The sequence below is a fragment of the Cytobacillus sp. FSL R5-0377 genome, from assembly GCF_038004385.1.
In the GTDB taxonomy this organism is placed as follows: domain Bacteria; phylum Bacillota; class Bacilli; order Bacillales; family Cytobacillaceae; genus Cytobacillus.
Genome location: NZ_JBBORA010000001.1, coordinates 1,089,786 through 1,102,569 on the forward strand (window position 1 = coordinate 1,089,786; position 12,784 = coordinate 1,102,569).

15 protein-coding genes are annotated in these 12,784 nt (G+C 40.4%); 8 read left to right on the forward strand and 7 right to left on the reverse strand.

Features of this window, described 5'->3' with window-relative positions:
* Nucleotides 1-20: 20 nt before the first annotated feature.
* The 3 genes from NSQ49_RS05440 (at nt 21) to NSQ49_RS05450 (ending at nt 1,704) form a co-directional block, all read left to right on the forward strand.
* A complete protein-coding gene (locus tag NSQ49_RS05440) occupies nt 21-635 on the forward strand; it encodes a YczE/YyaS/YitT family protein (RefSeq protein ID WP_159869624.1) in 615 nt (204 codons plus the stop codon).
* A gap of 109 nt (nt 636-744) precedes the next feature.
* Complete coding sequence (locus tag NSQ49_RS05445; protein ID WP_035327332.1) at nt 745-963, forward strand: hypothetical protein; 219 nt, start codon at nt 745-747, stop codon at nt 961-963.
* Between the two features lie 156 nt (nt 964-1,119).
* Nucleotides 1,120-1,704: a hypothetical protein gene (locus tag NSQ49_RS05450; protein ID WP_159868664.1), complete on the forward strand. Its 585-nt coding sequence runs from the start codon at nt 1,120-1,122 to the stop codon at nt 1,702-1,704.
* A gap of 114 nt (nt 1,705-1,818) precedes the next feature.
* On the opposite strand, the gene NSQ49_RS05455 is transcribed toward NSQ49_RS05450, so the two are convergent.
* The 3 genes from NSQ49_RS05455 to NSQ49_RS05465 all read right to left on the reverse strand — a co-directional run bounded on the left by NSQ49_RS05455 (nt 1,819) and on the right by NSQ49_RS05465 (nt 5,426).
* Nucleotides 1,819-3,777 carry a TRAP transporter permease gene (locus NSQ49_RS05455; protein ID WP_159868666.1) on the reverse strand — a complete coding sequence of 653 codons (1,959 nt, stop codon included), beginning with the start codon at nt 3,775-3,777 and terminating at the stop codon, nt 1,819-1,821.
* Entirely contained in the window at nt 3,767-4,297 is a 531-nt protein-coding gene (locus tag NSQ49_RS05460; protein WP_251283078.1) for a DUF1850 domain-containing protein, read from the reverse strand. Before NSQ49_RS05460 ends, NSQ49_RS05455 begins: the two co-directional genes overlap by 11 nt.
* A 136-nt stretch (nt 4,298-4,433) precedes the next feature.
* Nucleotides 4,434-5,426 (reverse strand): TAXI family TRAP transporter solute-binding subunit, encoded by a 993-nt coding sequence (locus tag NSQ49_RS05465; protein ID WP_251283077.1) that lies wholly within the window; start codon nt 5,424-5,426, stop codon nt 4,434-4,436.
* A 264-nt stretch (nt 5,427-5,690) separates the two neighbouring features.
* Between NSQ49_RS05465 and NSQ49_RS05470 the strand changes: the two genes are divergently transcribed.
* The 4 genes from NSQ49_RS05470 (at nt 5,691) to NSQ49_RS05485 (ending at nt 8,621) form a co-directional block, all read left to right on the forward strand.
* Nucleotides 5,691-6,413 (forward strand): alpha/beta hydrolase, encoded by a 723-nt coding sequence (locus NSQ49_RS05470; RefSeq protein ID WP_159868674.1) that lies wholly within the window; start codon nt 5,691-5,693, stop codon nt 6,411-6,413.
* Nucleotides 6,414-6,853: 440 nt separating this feature from the next.
* Entirely contained in the window at nt 6,854-7,372 is a 519-nt protein-coding gene (locus NSQ49_RS05475) for a YjcG family protein (RefSeq protein WP_159868677.1), read from the forward strand.
* 4 nt (nt 7,373-7,376) lie between these two features.
* Entirely contained in the window at nt 7,377-7,799 is a 423-nt protein-coding gene (locus tag NSQ49_RS05480) for a GNAT family N-acetyltransferase (protein ID WP_159868680.1), read from the forward strand.
* Nucleotides 7,800-7,946: 147 nt separating this feature from the next.
* Nucleotides 7,947-8,621 carry a DUF421 domain-containing protein gene (locus NSQ49_RS05485; protein ID WP_159868683.1) on the forward strand — a complete coding sequence of 225 codons (675 nt, stop codon included), beginning with the start codon at nt 7,947-7,949 and terminating at the stop codon, nt 8,619-8,621.
* A 12-nt stretch (nt 8,622-8,633) separates the two neighbouring features.
* Here NSQ49_RS05485 and NSQ49_RS05490 read toward each other — a convergent pair whose 3' ends face one another.
* Nucleotides 8,634-8,915, reverse strand: a complete 282-nt coding sequence (locus NSQ49_RS05490; protein ID WP_159868686.1) for a hypothetical protein — start codon at nt 8,913-8,915, stop codon at nt 8,634-8,636.
* A 495-nt stretch (nt 8,916-9,410) separates the two neighbouring features.
* Here NSQ49_RS05490 and NSQ49_RS05495 point away from each other — a divergent pair, with 495 nt between their 5' ends.
* Entirely contained in the window at nt 9,411-11,729 is a 2,319-nt protein-coding gene (locus NSQ49_RS05495) for a UvrD-helicase domain-containing protein (RefSeq protein WP_251283076.1), read from the forward strand.
* A gap of 37 nt (nt 11,730-11,766) precedes the next feature.
* On the opposite strand, the gene NSQ49_RS05500 is transcribed toward NSQ49_RS05495, so the two are convergent.
* From NSQ49_RS05500 to spoVAE, 3 genes are all read right to left on the reverse strand, one after another.
* Entirely contained in the window at nt 11,767-12,021 is a 255-nt protein-coding gene (locus tag NSQ49_RS05500; RefSeq protein ID WP_159868869.1) for a stage VI sporulation protein F, read from the reverse strand.
* Between the two features lie 134 nt (nt 12,022-12,155).
* Nucleotides 12,156-12,269, reverse strand: coding sequence for a YjcZ family sporulation protein (locus NSQ49_RS05505; protein ID WP_019381501.1), 114 nt, complete (start codon nt 12,267-12,269; stop codon nt 12,156-12,158).
* Nucleotides 12,270-12,415: 146 nt separating this feature from the next.
* On the reverse strand, nt 12,416-12,772 hold the full coding sequence (gene spoVAE, locus NSQ49_RS05510; protein ID WP_159868692.1) for a stage V sporulation protein AE: 357 nt from the start codon (nt 12,770-12,772) through the stop codon (nt 12,416-12,418).
* Nucleotides 12,773-12,784 lie beyond the last annotated feature (12 nt).

Below are 12,784 nucleotides of genomic sequence, written 5' to 3' on the forward strand. Positions count from 1 at the left end.
ATGTATTGGGGAGGATCAACATGATAAAACATACTACATTTATTCAAATAATTGCAGGTTATTTAATTCTCACTCTCGGTGTCTCATTAATCATTTTATCCAATCTTGGTGCAGGTGCCTGGGACACTGTTTATGTTGGACTTTTTAATCAGTTCGGTCTGACCATCGGAACATGGTCATTCCTGGTTACTGCATCCCTTATATTTTTCAATGCCTTACTTACCTGGGAAAAACCGCAGTTTAAATCATTCATTGGTACCATATTAGCGAGTCTGGGGATTGATTTTTGGATGGAGATTGTTTTTAGCGGCTTCACAGTTACACAATTTCCCTATCAGGTATTTGCCTTCTTCACTGGTATTATTCTTCTGGGCTTCGGAGTATCTATCTATATCCGACCGCAATTATTCAGCGGCCCAATTGATGGTTTAATGATCGCCACTGCCAAAAGGCTCAATATCAGCATAAAATCAGCTCGTATCATTAATGAATTTCTAGCATTAGCCCTTGGCCTTCTCTTAGGCGGCCCTGTAGGATTGGGTACATTAATTGTAGCCATCTTTTTAGGCTATGCCATACAATATGGAACTGCTTTTCTAAATCACTTAAAAGATAAGGGATTAAAAATTATTTAAAAGACTTCATTTGTGAAGTCTTTTTTTAAGCGAACAAATTTTCGTATTTCTCTTGATTAAGAACGCACGTTCGTTTATAATGTAAATAAAAGTAAGGAGGGATTTCTCTATGAAAGGAATTCTTTATCGAGCTATGGAAGAGAGAAAGCCTGTGGAAATCATTTACCTCTCCAAACGCAATTCTTTTACGCAAAGAAAAATATTAATCAAAGAACTTCGAGGCAGCACGATTTTAGCCTATTGTTTATATAGAAAACAAATGCGAATCTTTAATTTAAATCATATTATGTCCATTTTACCTGAAAAGAAGGCTCGCCAGATCAGCTAAAGGACAATTCAATATATTCATCAAGGCTGTATTTCACAAAAGAAGTACGGCTTTTTATTATGCCCCCTTTCTGATTATCCTGCTCCCTTTGGGGTATATATTCTCTAACCGGGATTGGACCCTAAATTTCTGCATGGTTTGGAAAGGATGGATTTTATGAAATCAAAATCATTCATTACTGCTTTGTTTGCAGGCTCCCTTTTATTGGCAGGCTGTAATCAGAATGAAGAGCAAATTGTAGAGAAGGAAGACAAAAACAACCCTTCTACTGAAGAACAGCGGGCAGAAACGCAGGAAGCACCAAAAGAAAACAAAAGAATCACTGAAGAAGTTGGCTTAGGAGACACTCGGGATCTCTTCACAGAAGCTTATGGGGAAAATAAAAACAACGAGGAATTAGCCCGTTTTAATGGAGACAGTATGCTGGTAGAGTTTCAAACCCATCGTGCAGTTAATGTGGAACTGCAATTTGAGGATATGGAAAAAGAAATGAATAATGAAGAGGTTCTTGCATTTATCGAAAAAAGGATTCCGAAAGATGCTGAGGAAGTTAACAGAGTTAAAGGTGATAGCAATCACAGTGAAATCATTGAGTATAAAAGCGAACTATTAAAGGAAACCCTTAGTGAAAAAGTCTATGAAGGGGATGAACCAGGTACCTTCACTGTTCTATTAACGAGCAGCGGAGAAAATTACGTCAGTGCCACACTTTCTATCGGCCATAGCGACCAAGGTGCCTGACAAACCAATACCAGAAGTAATAAGGAAGGAGCTCATAGGAGCATCCTTCCTTTTTGCTATAATATTATATTACATTGGGAACTGCCCCGCTCCAGCCTTTTAGCTTTTTTTAGGTTAAGCTGTTTGCGGCTTGGCCTGATCATCTTTTTTTATGAAAACCTGCAATACAATCAACAGGATAAAGATACCCAAGCCTACAATATCAGAAACCCCTTCAGGGTAAATAAGCAGCAGCCCTCCTGCAAGTCCAAGCAGCCTTTCAAAAATATTCAACTTTCGCAGCCAGTAGCCTATTACGCCAGCGCCTATGGCCATCATACCTGCCAAAGCGGTGAATACTACCCAGATTAAGTAATACCAGGTGGTATCAATCATCAATAACTCCGGTGAAAGGACAAACATGTATGGGATAATAAAAGCCCCGATGGCAAGCTTTGATGCTGATACTCCTGTCTTTATCGGATCTCCACCGGATACACCAGCTGCAGCAAATGCAGCCAGGGCAACTGGAGGTGTGACATCTGCCACTATACCGAAGTAGAACACGAATAAGTGTGCAGATAAATCAGGTACGCCCAGAAGGATGATTGCCGGTGCGGCTATTGTCGATGTAATAACATAGTTCGCCGTTGTTGGTGATCCCATTCCAAGAATAATAGCTGCTACCATGGTCAGCATCAAAGTTGGGATTAACAAACCGCCGGAAAGATCAAGCAGGCCATTCGCCATCTTTAATCCAAGACCAGTCTTTACTACTACCCCAACAATAATACCTGCCGCAGCTGTCGCTGCAGCAACGCCCAAAGCAGTGCGTGCACCATCAACTAAAGCATCGATAGCATCTTTGAAACCAATACGCGTTTCCTTGCTGATCATACTGACTGCAACCGTAATGACAATTGACCAGAGAGCAGCCCGTATTACACTCATTCCGCTCATAAGCAGGATGATAACGGCCAAGATCGGCAGCAGCAGATAAATCTTCTTTAATACTTCTTTACGGTTAGGCATCTCTTCATCTTTCAGGCCTCTAAGACCTACACGTTTTGCTTCGAAGTGAGTCATGATCCAGACCCCAGAAAAATACAGAAGCGCCGGAATTGCAGCTGCCTTTGCAATATCCCAGTATGTAATACCGCCGCCAATAAACTCAACCATTAGGAATGCAGCAGCACCCATGATCGGAGGCATTATCTGGCCGCCGGTTGATGCAGTTGCTTCAACTGCGCCAGCGAATTCCTTCTTATAGCCAAGCTTTTTCATCATCGGGATGGTAAAAGAGCCTGATGTTACTACGTTAGCTACAGAACTTCCGCTTATTGTTCCCTGTAGTGCACTTGAGAAAATGGCAACCTTTGCCGGTCCGCCTGTTCTCTTTCCAGCTATGGATACAGCCAAATCATTAAAATACTGCCCTACCCCCGTTTTTACAAGGAATGAGCCAAATAACAGGAATAAGAAAATAAACGTAGCAGATACGCCTAAGGGAGTACCCAGGATCCCCTCGGTCGTAAAGAACATGGTCTGCACCAATCTTTCTAAATCAAGCCCGCGGTGTGCCAAAAATGCAGGCATATATGGTCCGTACATCGCATAGGCAAGAAAAATGACGGCAATAATGGTTATTGGAAGTCCAACTGCCCGCCTTGTCGCTTCCAGAACCAGGAGAACTGCAATTAAGCCTACATAAAAATCAATCTCGGTCAGCCGGCCGGCCCTCATGACAATTTCATCAATAAAAAGCGGCCAATAAGCACCTACAGCAATACCCAGTAAAGCTAAAATGAAATCGTACCAGGCAACTTTATGCTTTCGCCCCCTGTCTTTCTTCCTTGCAGGGAATAACAGAAATATTAGAGCTAATGCAAAGCCTAAATGAATTGAACGCTGCAGCTGGGCTGTAAGCATTCCGAAAACCCCTGTATATAAATGGAACAGCGAAAATGCTAATAGACCAAAAAAGACGATCCATCCTAACGCTCCGCCTAATTTCCTTGTACCAGCCTCTGGATCATACTTTTCCAGCAATTTCTGCTGTTCCTCAAGAGATAATGTTTCCCCTTTATTTTCCAAGGATATTCACTCCTTTCAACACCTCGATTAAGTTTATTTTTTTTGCCTTTATCCGCACCCATGTACCAGGCTGGATATAATCTGAAAGAACATACTCTTCACCTTGCAAAATCAATCTGTGATTTGCTCTGACCTTTCCCAGTCTTAAGTCAAATGAAGAGAATACCCTTTCCATATTCTTAATATAATATTTGCCGTCCTTTTGTTCAAATGTTTCTCCATCTGAAGCATTCTCAGGCATGCCGATGGCAAAATCCTCATACATGAGTTCAAACAATTTAATACTTCCATCCCCGGTAATTGTATAGCTTTCTACCACATCTGTAAGATGGATGGAATGTGTATACTTTATCTTAAAGGTTCTGCCCTTTTTAATCGGGAAATAAGCAATCACCTTTCCTTTGTTTTGATACTCAAAAACAACTGCCTGCTTAAGGGGTATGAAAAACATGAATGCGATGGTTATGATAACGAGGATTGCCAGGAGCGCTTTTTTATTCCCTGGCTTATTAAAGTTCATGGAACCTCCACCTAAAAAATATTGTCACGCTTTACAATTGATTTCCATTTTATAAAAAAAATTAATTGACCGGCGCAATAACCCTATCAGGTTTTACAGCCGGTCAAATTTTATCTTTTGATTATGTTATGAAAGATTATTCAGCTTTAAATCCTTTTTCATCAAAGTACTTTTTAGCACCAGGATGCAGTTCAATGCCAGTTCCTTTAACAGCATTTTCAGCCTTAATCATTTTTCCTTTGGCATGTGTAACTTTATCAAGGTTCTCAAAAATTGCTTTCGTAACATCGTAAACTACATCTTCTGAAAGGTCATTTGAAACAACAAGCATTGCCTGTACTGCTACTGTCGGCACAGCTTCTGCAAGCTTGTATGTTCCAGACGGCACTTCATCCTGTACATAGTATGGATATTTCTCAATTAATGCATCAATTTTATCCTGTTCAATCGGAACAATCACAACATCCTCAGTTGCAGAAAGTCCTTCTACAGCACCTGTAGGTGTTCCTGCTGTAACGAATGCAGCATCAATCGTGCCATCCTGGATTCCAGCAGTTGACTCATCAAAAGAAAGATCCTGCTTTTTAATGTCATCCAATTTGATGCCATGTACTTCAAGGATCTGTTCTGCATTCGCAGCAGTTCCTGAACCAGGTGCTCCGATTGAAACTTTTTTACCTTTTAAGTCTTCAACAGATTTAATGCCAGATTTTGCAGTAGTAACAATCTGGATCGTTTCAGGATAAAGTGTGCCGATTGCACTTACATTATCCACAGCTGCACCTTCAAACATTAACTTTCCATCTTGCGCATATGACGCAATATCTGTTTGAGAGAAAGCAATCTCAGCATTGCCATCTTTCAGTGTGTTCATGTTCTCTGCAGATGCACCTGAGACTTCAGCATTTGTATCAATGCCTGTAGCATCTGAAATAATCTCAGCGAATGATCCGCCCAGCGGATAGTATGTACCGCCTGTTCCACCAGTCACGATGCTCATGAATTTAGGCTTGTCTGCGCCGCCTTCTTTATCACCGCCGCCTTCATCTTTTCCGCCGCCGCAGGCTGCAAGAACCATAGAAAGCGCTAACAGCAGAGCTGTGGCTAGGAAAATACTTCTCTTTTTCATTCTATTTCCCCCTTTTTATTTATGAAAATTCTCTATTCTATACTAACATAAAACTTATCAGAATTGTCAAATGATCCCTTCCAACTTTTAAAAATTCCTGTCTAATTGTCTATTTACACCCTATTCATACTCTCCGTAATTTTTTCAGCAATAAAGCGCGAAGACCCATGCATGAGAATGCATGTAAAAAGCAATTCCTATATATATATGATAAAATCATCATGTAAACTCTTACATAAAGACTAAACGGAGGATAAAACCAATATGGATTACCCTAGAGGATCAATACAGGATATTACAATTCAAAGCAAAGAACTGGGTGAAGAAGTTGAGTTGCTCATTTATTTGCCAGCTTCCTTTTCACCTTTATATAAATACACAGTTGTAATTGCCCAGGACGGCAAAGACTACTTTCAGCTTGGTAGGGTCGGTCGGGTCGCAGATGAATTGTTAGATGGAAAAGAAATCGAAAATATCATTATTGTTGGTGTTCCTTATAAAAACGTAAAAGACAGATGGAAGAAGTATCATCCGGACGGTGAACAGCATAATGCATATATCCGTTTTCTTGCACATGAACTGGTTCCATACCTTGACCGTGAATTCCCTACTTATCAAATGGGAATGGGACGAGCCCTTATGGGAGATTCCCTTGCTGCCACTGTTTCCTTAATGGCAGCCGTTCAATATCCTAATACATTTGGAAGGTTAATTCTCCAATCGCCTTATGTTGATAATTCTGTTACAGAAGCAGTAGAGGAATTTACACAGCCCCACCTTCTTAATATTTATCATGTTATCGGCAAAGGCGAGACATCTGTAGTAACTACTGGCGGCGATGAGAAGGATTTTCTAACTCCAAATCGGGAACTTTCTAATTTGTTAAAGCAGAAGCAAATTCCTTACTTCTATGAGGAATTCGATGGGGATCATACTTGGACATACTGGCAGCCGGATTTAAAAAGGGCCTTAAAGTTTATGTTTTAACTGAAATTGAGTGAAAAGAACTACTCTTCTTCAATAAAAAGATTCTCTGAGCTCACTGCTTTTTATTGTGAAAAAAGGTATAATTATATAATGAATTTAGAAAATTTGCTATAATAATTCAACAAAGCTGTTTTTTAAAAGATTGTTGTTTTTTGTTAATGAATTCTGCCCGTTGATTGCAGTGAAAGGCACGCAGCGAACCCGCGGGGAGGGATGTGAACCTCCCGCAGGACATTGAATTAGCTTCCTCGAATAAACAACGCACGAAGGAAAGCGTCAGCATTTTCGAGGATCAAGTGCTCTATGCTCCAATCAACTCAGCAAATTAAATTTAGTTTTGAGAAAGCAACAAATTTTACGAAAGCAGCCTTCAACAAAGTGTTTTTCATTTTCTGTTTAACCTGCCGATTATTAAAAATAAGAAACATGGAGGTTGTTGTATGGAGACTAATTACGGCATCGTTATTTTCCCGTCAAAAAAGCTGCAGGATTTGGCCAATTCTTATAGAAAGCGGTATGATCCTCATTATGCTTTAATTTCTCCGCATATAACTTTAAGATCGCTCTTCGAAGCGACTGAAGAAGAAATAAAGCAATTGACAGAAACACTTTATGAAATAGCTAAAAAACACGAACCGTTTCAAATTAACGCATCAAAAATCAGCTCATTCCAGCCAGTCAACAATGTCATTTATTTCAAAATTGAACCTTCATCCCAGCTCGAAGAGTTACATGTAGAACTGAATGATCATATTAGCGGAGAAACACCTGAGTATAATTTTGTTCCCCATATTACCATTGGGCAAAAACTCTCCAATGATGAGCATTCAGATGTATATGGGAGCTTAAGAATGCAGCCTGTAAATCACGAGGAGATTGTAGATCGTTTTCATCTTCTGTATCAGCTGGAAAACGGATCTTGGACCGTTTATGAAACATTCAGGCTAGGAAAGGAATAGTGTAATGGAAGTTAAGGTGGTATCATCAGAACAAGAAATGCAAGATGCCTTCTCAATAAGGAAACAAGTTTTTGTCGGCGAGCAAAATGTTCCCCTGGAAGAAGAGATCGATCAATTCGAGGACGAAGCAGTCCATTTTGTACTATATAATAAGGGTATTCCCGCAGGTGCCGGAAGGTTTCGCACCGTTGACGGCAATGGCAAAGTAGAAAGAATTTGTGTATTGAAGGAGCACCGCAAAAGTGGATCCGGAAAAGCAATTATGGATAAAATTGAAGAACTTGCCAGGAAACAAGGACTGCCTGCTTTAAAGTTAAATGCCCAGACCCAAGCCATTCCTTTTTATGAAAAGCTGGGCTACCAGGTAATCTCAGAAGAATTTATGGATGCAGGAATCCCCCACCGTACAATGAAGAAGACGATATAGCGGACAAGCTCCTGCCCTGATGGCAGGAGCTTTTTTAAATGCCTAATCTCAGGCCGAATTGTTAGAAGCACTTAAAACTTACATGCAATAATTTAGGGACTTTCTGCAAACACTATTCAGGATACAGCATTCTAAGGAGTGGTTTGAATGGAATATTTACATATCCTCAGTGTACTTGTGATAGGCTATTTTTTCTTATTTATAATGGCGAAACTCCTGGGCAAAACCCAGATCACACAGATTACTCCTTTTGATTTTATCTCCGCCATCGTATTAGGTGAGCTCGTTGGCAATGCTCTGTACGATCAGGAGACTGGAATTCCCGAGATTTTCTTTGCTGTTACAGTATGGGGTACCCTCATTTACGCAACAGAAACGCTTACCCAGAAATTTAAACGGGCACGCAAGCTACTTGAGGGTGAACCTTCAATAGTAATAAAAAAAGGGAAAATTATTTTTGAAGAACTGAAGAAAAATCACCTTGATATCAATCAGCTGCAGCACCTCCTCCGGGCAAAGGATGTTTTTTCAATAAGGGAATGTGAATATGCCATTCTGGAAACAGATGGAACAATCAGCGCTTTAAAAAAAGCGCTCTACTCGACACCAACCATTCAAGATTTAAATCTTCCACTAAATAATCCTGAACTGTCTGTAACATTAATTTTAGATGGAGAGGTGGTTTGGGATAATCTTAAAAGCATTAATTGGGACGAAACAATCCTAAAGAATGAAATAAAAAAATTCGGAGCGAACGGTATCAAAGATGTTTTGTACGCCGAATGGAAAAAAGGAGAGGCTTTGCACGTGCAAACGTACTAAGCCCCTCCTTTTTCATATACATTCACTAATAAACCGACCTTTTCCTGTCAGGTCTCCATATATATCGTCTGCTTTTTTCCCATCAGTCCGCGTTTTTTCAGCCTGTTCTTGAGTATTTGATTTAGGAAACCTTCTTTGTACATCCAGGGGAAGTGCTTGATGGAAAGCTTTTGGATTAGATTGTGCGGATATCCTGGCAACTGGAACGAACCGAAATGGGTCATACTTTGTGCTATTCTTTCTTTCTGCATACTGTTTATATTGATATGAAGTTACCGGTAGAATGTAGCCCATTAAAACTCCCCTTTCGATTATGTATTTTATCTAATTATTAAGAGGATACGAAATTGTATTGGATTTTATGTACCCGTTTCCATGAATTTTTAAACAGAAAAGCACTTTAGAATCCTCAATCGGTTTGTTATGATTAAGTTTGGCTTATATCTAAAAGGCTCTTTTCGTATAAATTGTTGATTTCCGCTTATCAATGGTGCCCGTTGATTGCGCGAAGGGATGCTCAAGCGTTCCCTGGGCAGGCGGTGAGCCTCCTCGATGCTATGCGTCTGCGCGGTCTCACCTGTCCCACAACTTCCGCAGGACGTTGGATAAGCTTCATTAAGTACACACCGCACGAAGAAAATGCGCATGCATTTTCGAGGATCTCGCACACCTGCCACAATCAACTCAGTAAATATAATACAAATAGCAACAAACGATACGAAAAAAGCTATTTAAAAAGAAAAGTCATATTGTTAAACTCGGCAATTTATATATAATGGGGTATTTTTAATGAAAACAGCAAAGCTGCATAATAAAACTGTGAATCTAGAACAATTGAACAGAGAAAGTTTTCAGCATATTTATGAAGAAGGAAAAAAAGGAAAGCTGTACTGCCCTGATTGTGGCGCTGCTGTCCGTTTGTACTTGGGAATTCTTGATGAACCTCATTTTTATCATATTCAGAAAGACAGCAATACGTGCAAAGATATGCATCTTGACCCGGAACCAGTCATGACTGAGACTGCAGAATATATAGAAAGAAACGGATTTAAAATCCCTGTATCAAGATCAATAGCTACAGCTGAAGTGATTGAAGCCCATTCAGCCTTTAAAAAGGCCCAGCAAGTAAAAAATATCCCCCCCTATATCCAGGAAGGCACTGACAGTCCCAATTTTCCTGATGAATACCTAAAGTCTCTTTCAGAAGCAGGGGTCTTTTTGGATCAGCAGCAGGCAGCGGCAGTGTCTCACCTGGATGGGCCACTACTTGTTCTGGCAGGTGCAGGCAGCGGCAAAACCCGTGTGCTGACAACACGAACTGCATTCATGCTTCGCGAGAAAAATATCGATCCTAAGTCAATTATGCTTGTTACCTTTACAGCTAAGGCTGCAGCTGAAATGAAGGAGCGCCTTACCCAATATCCCGGAATGGACGCCCGAAAGGTCAGGCAAATCGTTTCAGGCACTTTTCACAGCTTATTTTATCGGATACTTTCTTTCCACAATCCGGAAAAATGGGCATCTGGCAAGCTCCTTAATAAAGAATGGCAGCGGGAACAGATTATTAAAGAATCCAGCAGAGACTTAAAGCTCGATGAAAAGGAATTTGCCTTTGACCTTGCCCTCCAGCAAATCAGCTTTTGGAAAAATTCCCTTATCACACCTGGAAAAGTTCACCCAAAGAATGAATGGGAGGAACAAGCAGCTATTCTTTATCAAAGGTATGAACAAATAAAAAGAAAAAGAGAAATATTTGATTTTGATGATATGCTCACTGGCTGCCATGCCCTTTTTCTGAACGAACCTAGGGTTTTGGAACAATATCAAAATCGCTTTCATTATTTCCTAATTGACGAGTTCCAGGATATTAATAATGTTCAATATGAGCTTATGAAAATGCTGTCTGACAAAACAAAAAATGTTTGTGCAGTTGGGGACGATGATCAATCGATTTATGCCTTCAGGGGAAGTGATCCCCAATATCTTTTAGATTTCGAAAAAGACTTCCCTAGCGCTAAGGTAATAACATTAAGCCAGAACTATCGCTCTGCTCATGAGATTGTTTCAGCAGCAAATCAAATTATTTCTCAGAATAAATATAGGCGTCCCAAGAGCATGAATGCTCAATTTTCCGGTGGACAGCATCCATTCCTCTTTTTTCCATATGACGAGGAGGAAGAAGCTACAATGATCCTGACTGATATCCAGGAAAAAATTGAAGAAGGGTATGAGCCGAGGGATTTTGCAGTTTTATTCCGTACTCATACCGGGAGCAGAGCCATTTTCGAGCGGCTGGCCAACTCCAGCCTTCCTTTCAAGTTAGATCATGATGCCGAATCATTTTATGACCGTTTTATTGTTCGAAGCATGCTTGCTTTTCTAAAGCTATCGTTAAATGAGGAGGACCAGAATAGCTTAAAAGATGCGCTTCCATCTCTGTTTGTTAAGCAATCCGTCCTTCAGGATATTAAAGCAGAAAGTATCTTACAGGATTGCTCACTGCTTGAAAGCCTGAAGTTTATTAAAACAGGCTTTGCTTTTCAGGAAAGCAAATTAAAAAAAGCGATCCCTGTTATTAGATCAATCTCAGGTCATTGTCCCATTGCCGCTATTGAAACGGTTGAAAAAGAATTGGGATTCCAGGACTTTTTAAAAAAACGGGGCAATGAAGGAAATAAAATGGATAAAGGCTCTGATGATATAAAAGATTTGAAGGTCGCTGCCCGTAATTTCCAGTCTCTTAAAGAATTTCTGGAGCATACTGAACATATGAGAGCCATGAACAAGGAGATTAAGCGCCTGAATAGAAATAATGATAATGCCGTTACACTGAGCACTATCCACCGTGCAAAAGGGCTGGAATATAATGTGGTATATGTGGCTGGTGCAGTAGAAGGAAACCTGCCGCATGATCATGCGCTGGAAGCTTACCGTTCTGGAGAGTCGGCGCCGCTTGAGGAAGAACGAAGGTTAATGTATGTTGCCGTAACAAGGGCCAAAAAGGACTTGTATATATCCGTGCCAGAAAAAAGGCGTGGACGGAAGGCTTATTCATCAAGGTTTCTTGCCCCCATCACAAGAAGCAGCAGGAGCAAAGGGAAAAAATAAACAGAAGACCTGGCTTTTACCCGGCCAGGCCCTTCTGTTATTTTTTATTCATCATCTGGGAAATTGTATTGAAATCAAGCTGTTTTCCATCAGCAACGATGGATTTTACAATCTTATCTTCCATATCTTTTGAAACAGGTTTATTTGCAATTTGCGAAACTCTCTTGATTACATTTCTTACTGTTTTTTCATCTTTGAAATTTGCATTCTGCAATGAGCCGGCCAGTTCAAATACATCCTTCATATTAACACCTGTTTTCTTTTCGAGGTTCTTAAAAAAGTTGTTATCCATCCTGCTCAATCACGCTCCTTCATTTACTCCTTTATATCTTATGAAGGTGGGCGGAAAACGTGTCATTTATGTACATGATATGCAAAAAAGCCGACACAAAACCTGCTGCCGATTCTGAGTCAGCTCTTTACAATTTAGTTGTAGAAACTTGCTCCGACAATAATTAGTAAAATGAATAGGACGACGATTAAAACAAACGTATTACCATAGCCCCCGCCATATCCGCAGCCTCCATAGCCATAGCCCATGCCTCTCACCTCACTTCAATTTCTCCTTACACAATATGTGATAGAGAAGCATGGTGTATGGGCAAGCTCCCAAGAAAGGCTTGGTTTATTCATTCGGATTGGATAAGGGGCTTGTTCATATTAGTTTAGAGAATTCCCTGTATGATTTAGCCTTTTGGCTTGAAAATTAATGCACCAATAAAGCCGAAAATAATTGCTGCTGAGATACCGGAGCTGGTTACTTCGAACATTCCGGTCAAGACGCCGACAAGTCCATGCTGGTCAGCCTCCTGAAGGGCTCCATGGACAAGGGAATTGCCAAAGCTGGTTATCGGTATGGTCGCGCCAGCTCCGGCAAAGTCCGCAAGTGGCTCATAAAGCCCCACACCATCCAGAACAGCTCCTATTACTACTAGAAGACTTAGTGTATGGCCTGGGGTCAGCTTAAAAACATCAAACAATATTTGGCCAAATACACAGAATAAGCCTCCAATTACAAACGCCCAAAAAAACATAGGCAGCATACAAATTCCTCC

Bases quoted from the DNA above. Each gene is read 5' to 3' on its own strand.
- NSQ49_RS05440 (WP_159869624.1), top strand. From the start codon at position 21: ATGATAAAACATACTACATTTATTCAAATAATTGCAGGTTATTTAATT.
- NSQ49_RS05445 (WP_035327332.1), top strand. From the start codon at position 745: ATGAAAGGAATTCTTTATCGAGCTATGGAAGAGAGAAAGCCTGTGGAA.
- NSQ49_RS05450 (WP_159868664.1), top strand. From the start codon at position 1,120: ATGAAATCAAAATCATTCATTACTGCTTTGTTTGCAGGCTCCCTTTTA.
- NSQ49_RS05460 (WP_251283078.1), bottom strand. From the start codon at position 4,297: ATGAACTTTAATAAGCCAGGGAATAAAAAAGCGCTCCTGGCAATCCTC.
- NSQ49_RS05465 (WP_251283077.1), bottom strand. From the start codon at position 5,426: ATGAAAAAGAGAAGTATTTTCCTAGCCACAGCTCTGCTGTTAGCGCTT.
- NSQ49_RS05470 (WP_159868674.1), top strand. From the start codon at position 5,691: ATGGATTACCCTAGAGGATCAATACAGGATATTACAATTCAAAGCAAA.
- NSQ49_RS05475 (WP_159868677.1), top strand. From the start codon at position 6,854: ATGGAGACTAATTACGGCATCGTTATTTTCCCGTCAAAAAAGCTGCAG.
- NSQ49_RS05480 (WP_159868680.1), top strand. From the start codon at position 7,377: ATGGAAGTTAAGGTGGTATCATCAGAACAAGAAATGCAAGATGCCTTC.
- NSQ49_RS05485 (WP_159868683.1), top strand. From the start codon at position 7,947: ATGGAATATTTACATATCCTCAGTGTACTTGTGATAGGCTATTTTTTC.
- NSQ49_RS05490 (WP_159868686.1), bottom strand. From the start codon at position 8,915: ATGGGCTACATTCTACCGGTAACTTCATATCAATATAAACAGTATGCA.
- NSQ49_RS05495 (WP_251283076.1), top strand. From the start codon at position 9,411: ATGAAAACAGCAAAGCTGCATAATAAAACTGTGAATCTAGAACAATTG.
- NSQ49_RS05500 (WP_159868869.1), bottom strand. From the start codon at position 12,021: ATGGATAACAACTTTTTTAAGAACCTCGAAAAGAAAACAGGTGTTAAT.
- NSQ49_RS05505 (WP_019381501.1), bottom strand. From the start codon at position 12,269: ATGGGCTATGGCTATGGAGGCTGCGGATATGGCGGGGGCTATGGTAAT.
- spoVAE (WP_159868692.1), bottom strand. From the start codon at position 12,772: ATGCTGCCTATGTTTTTTTGGGCGTTTGTAATTGGAGGCTTATTCTGT.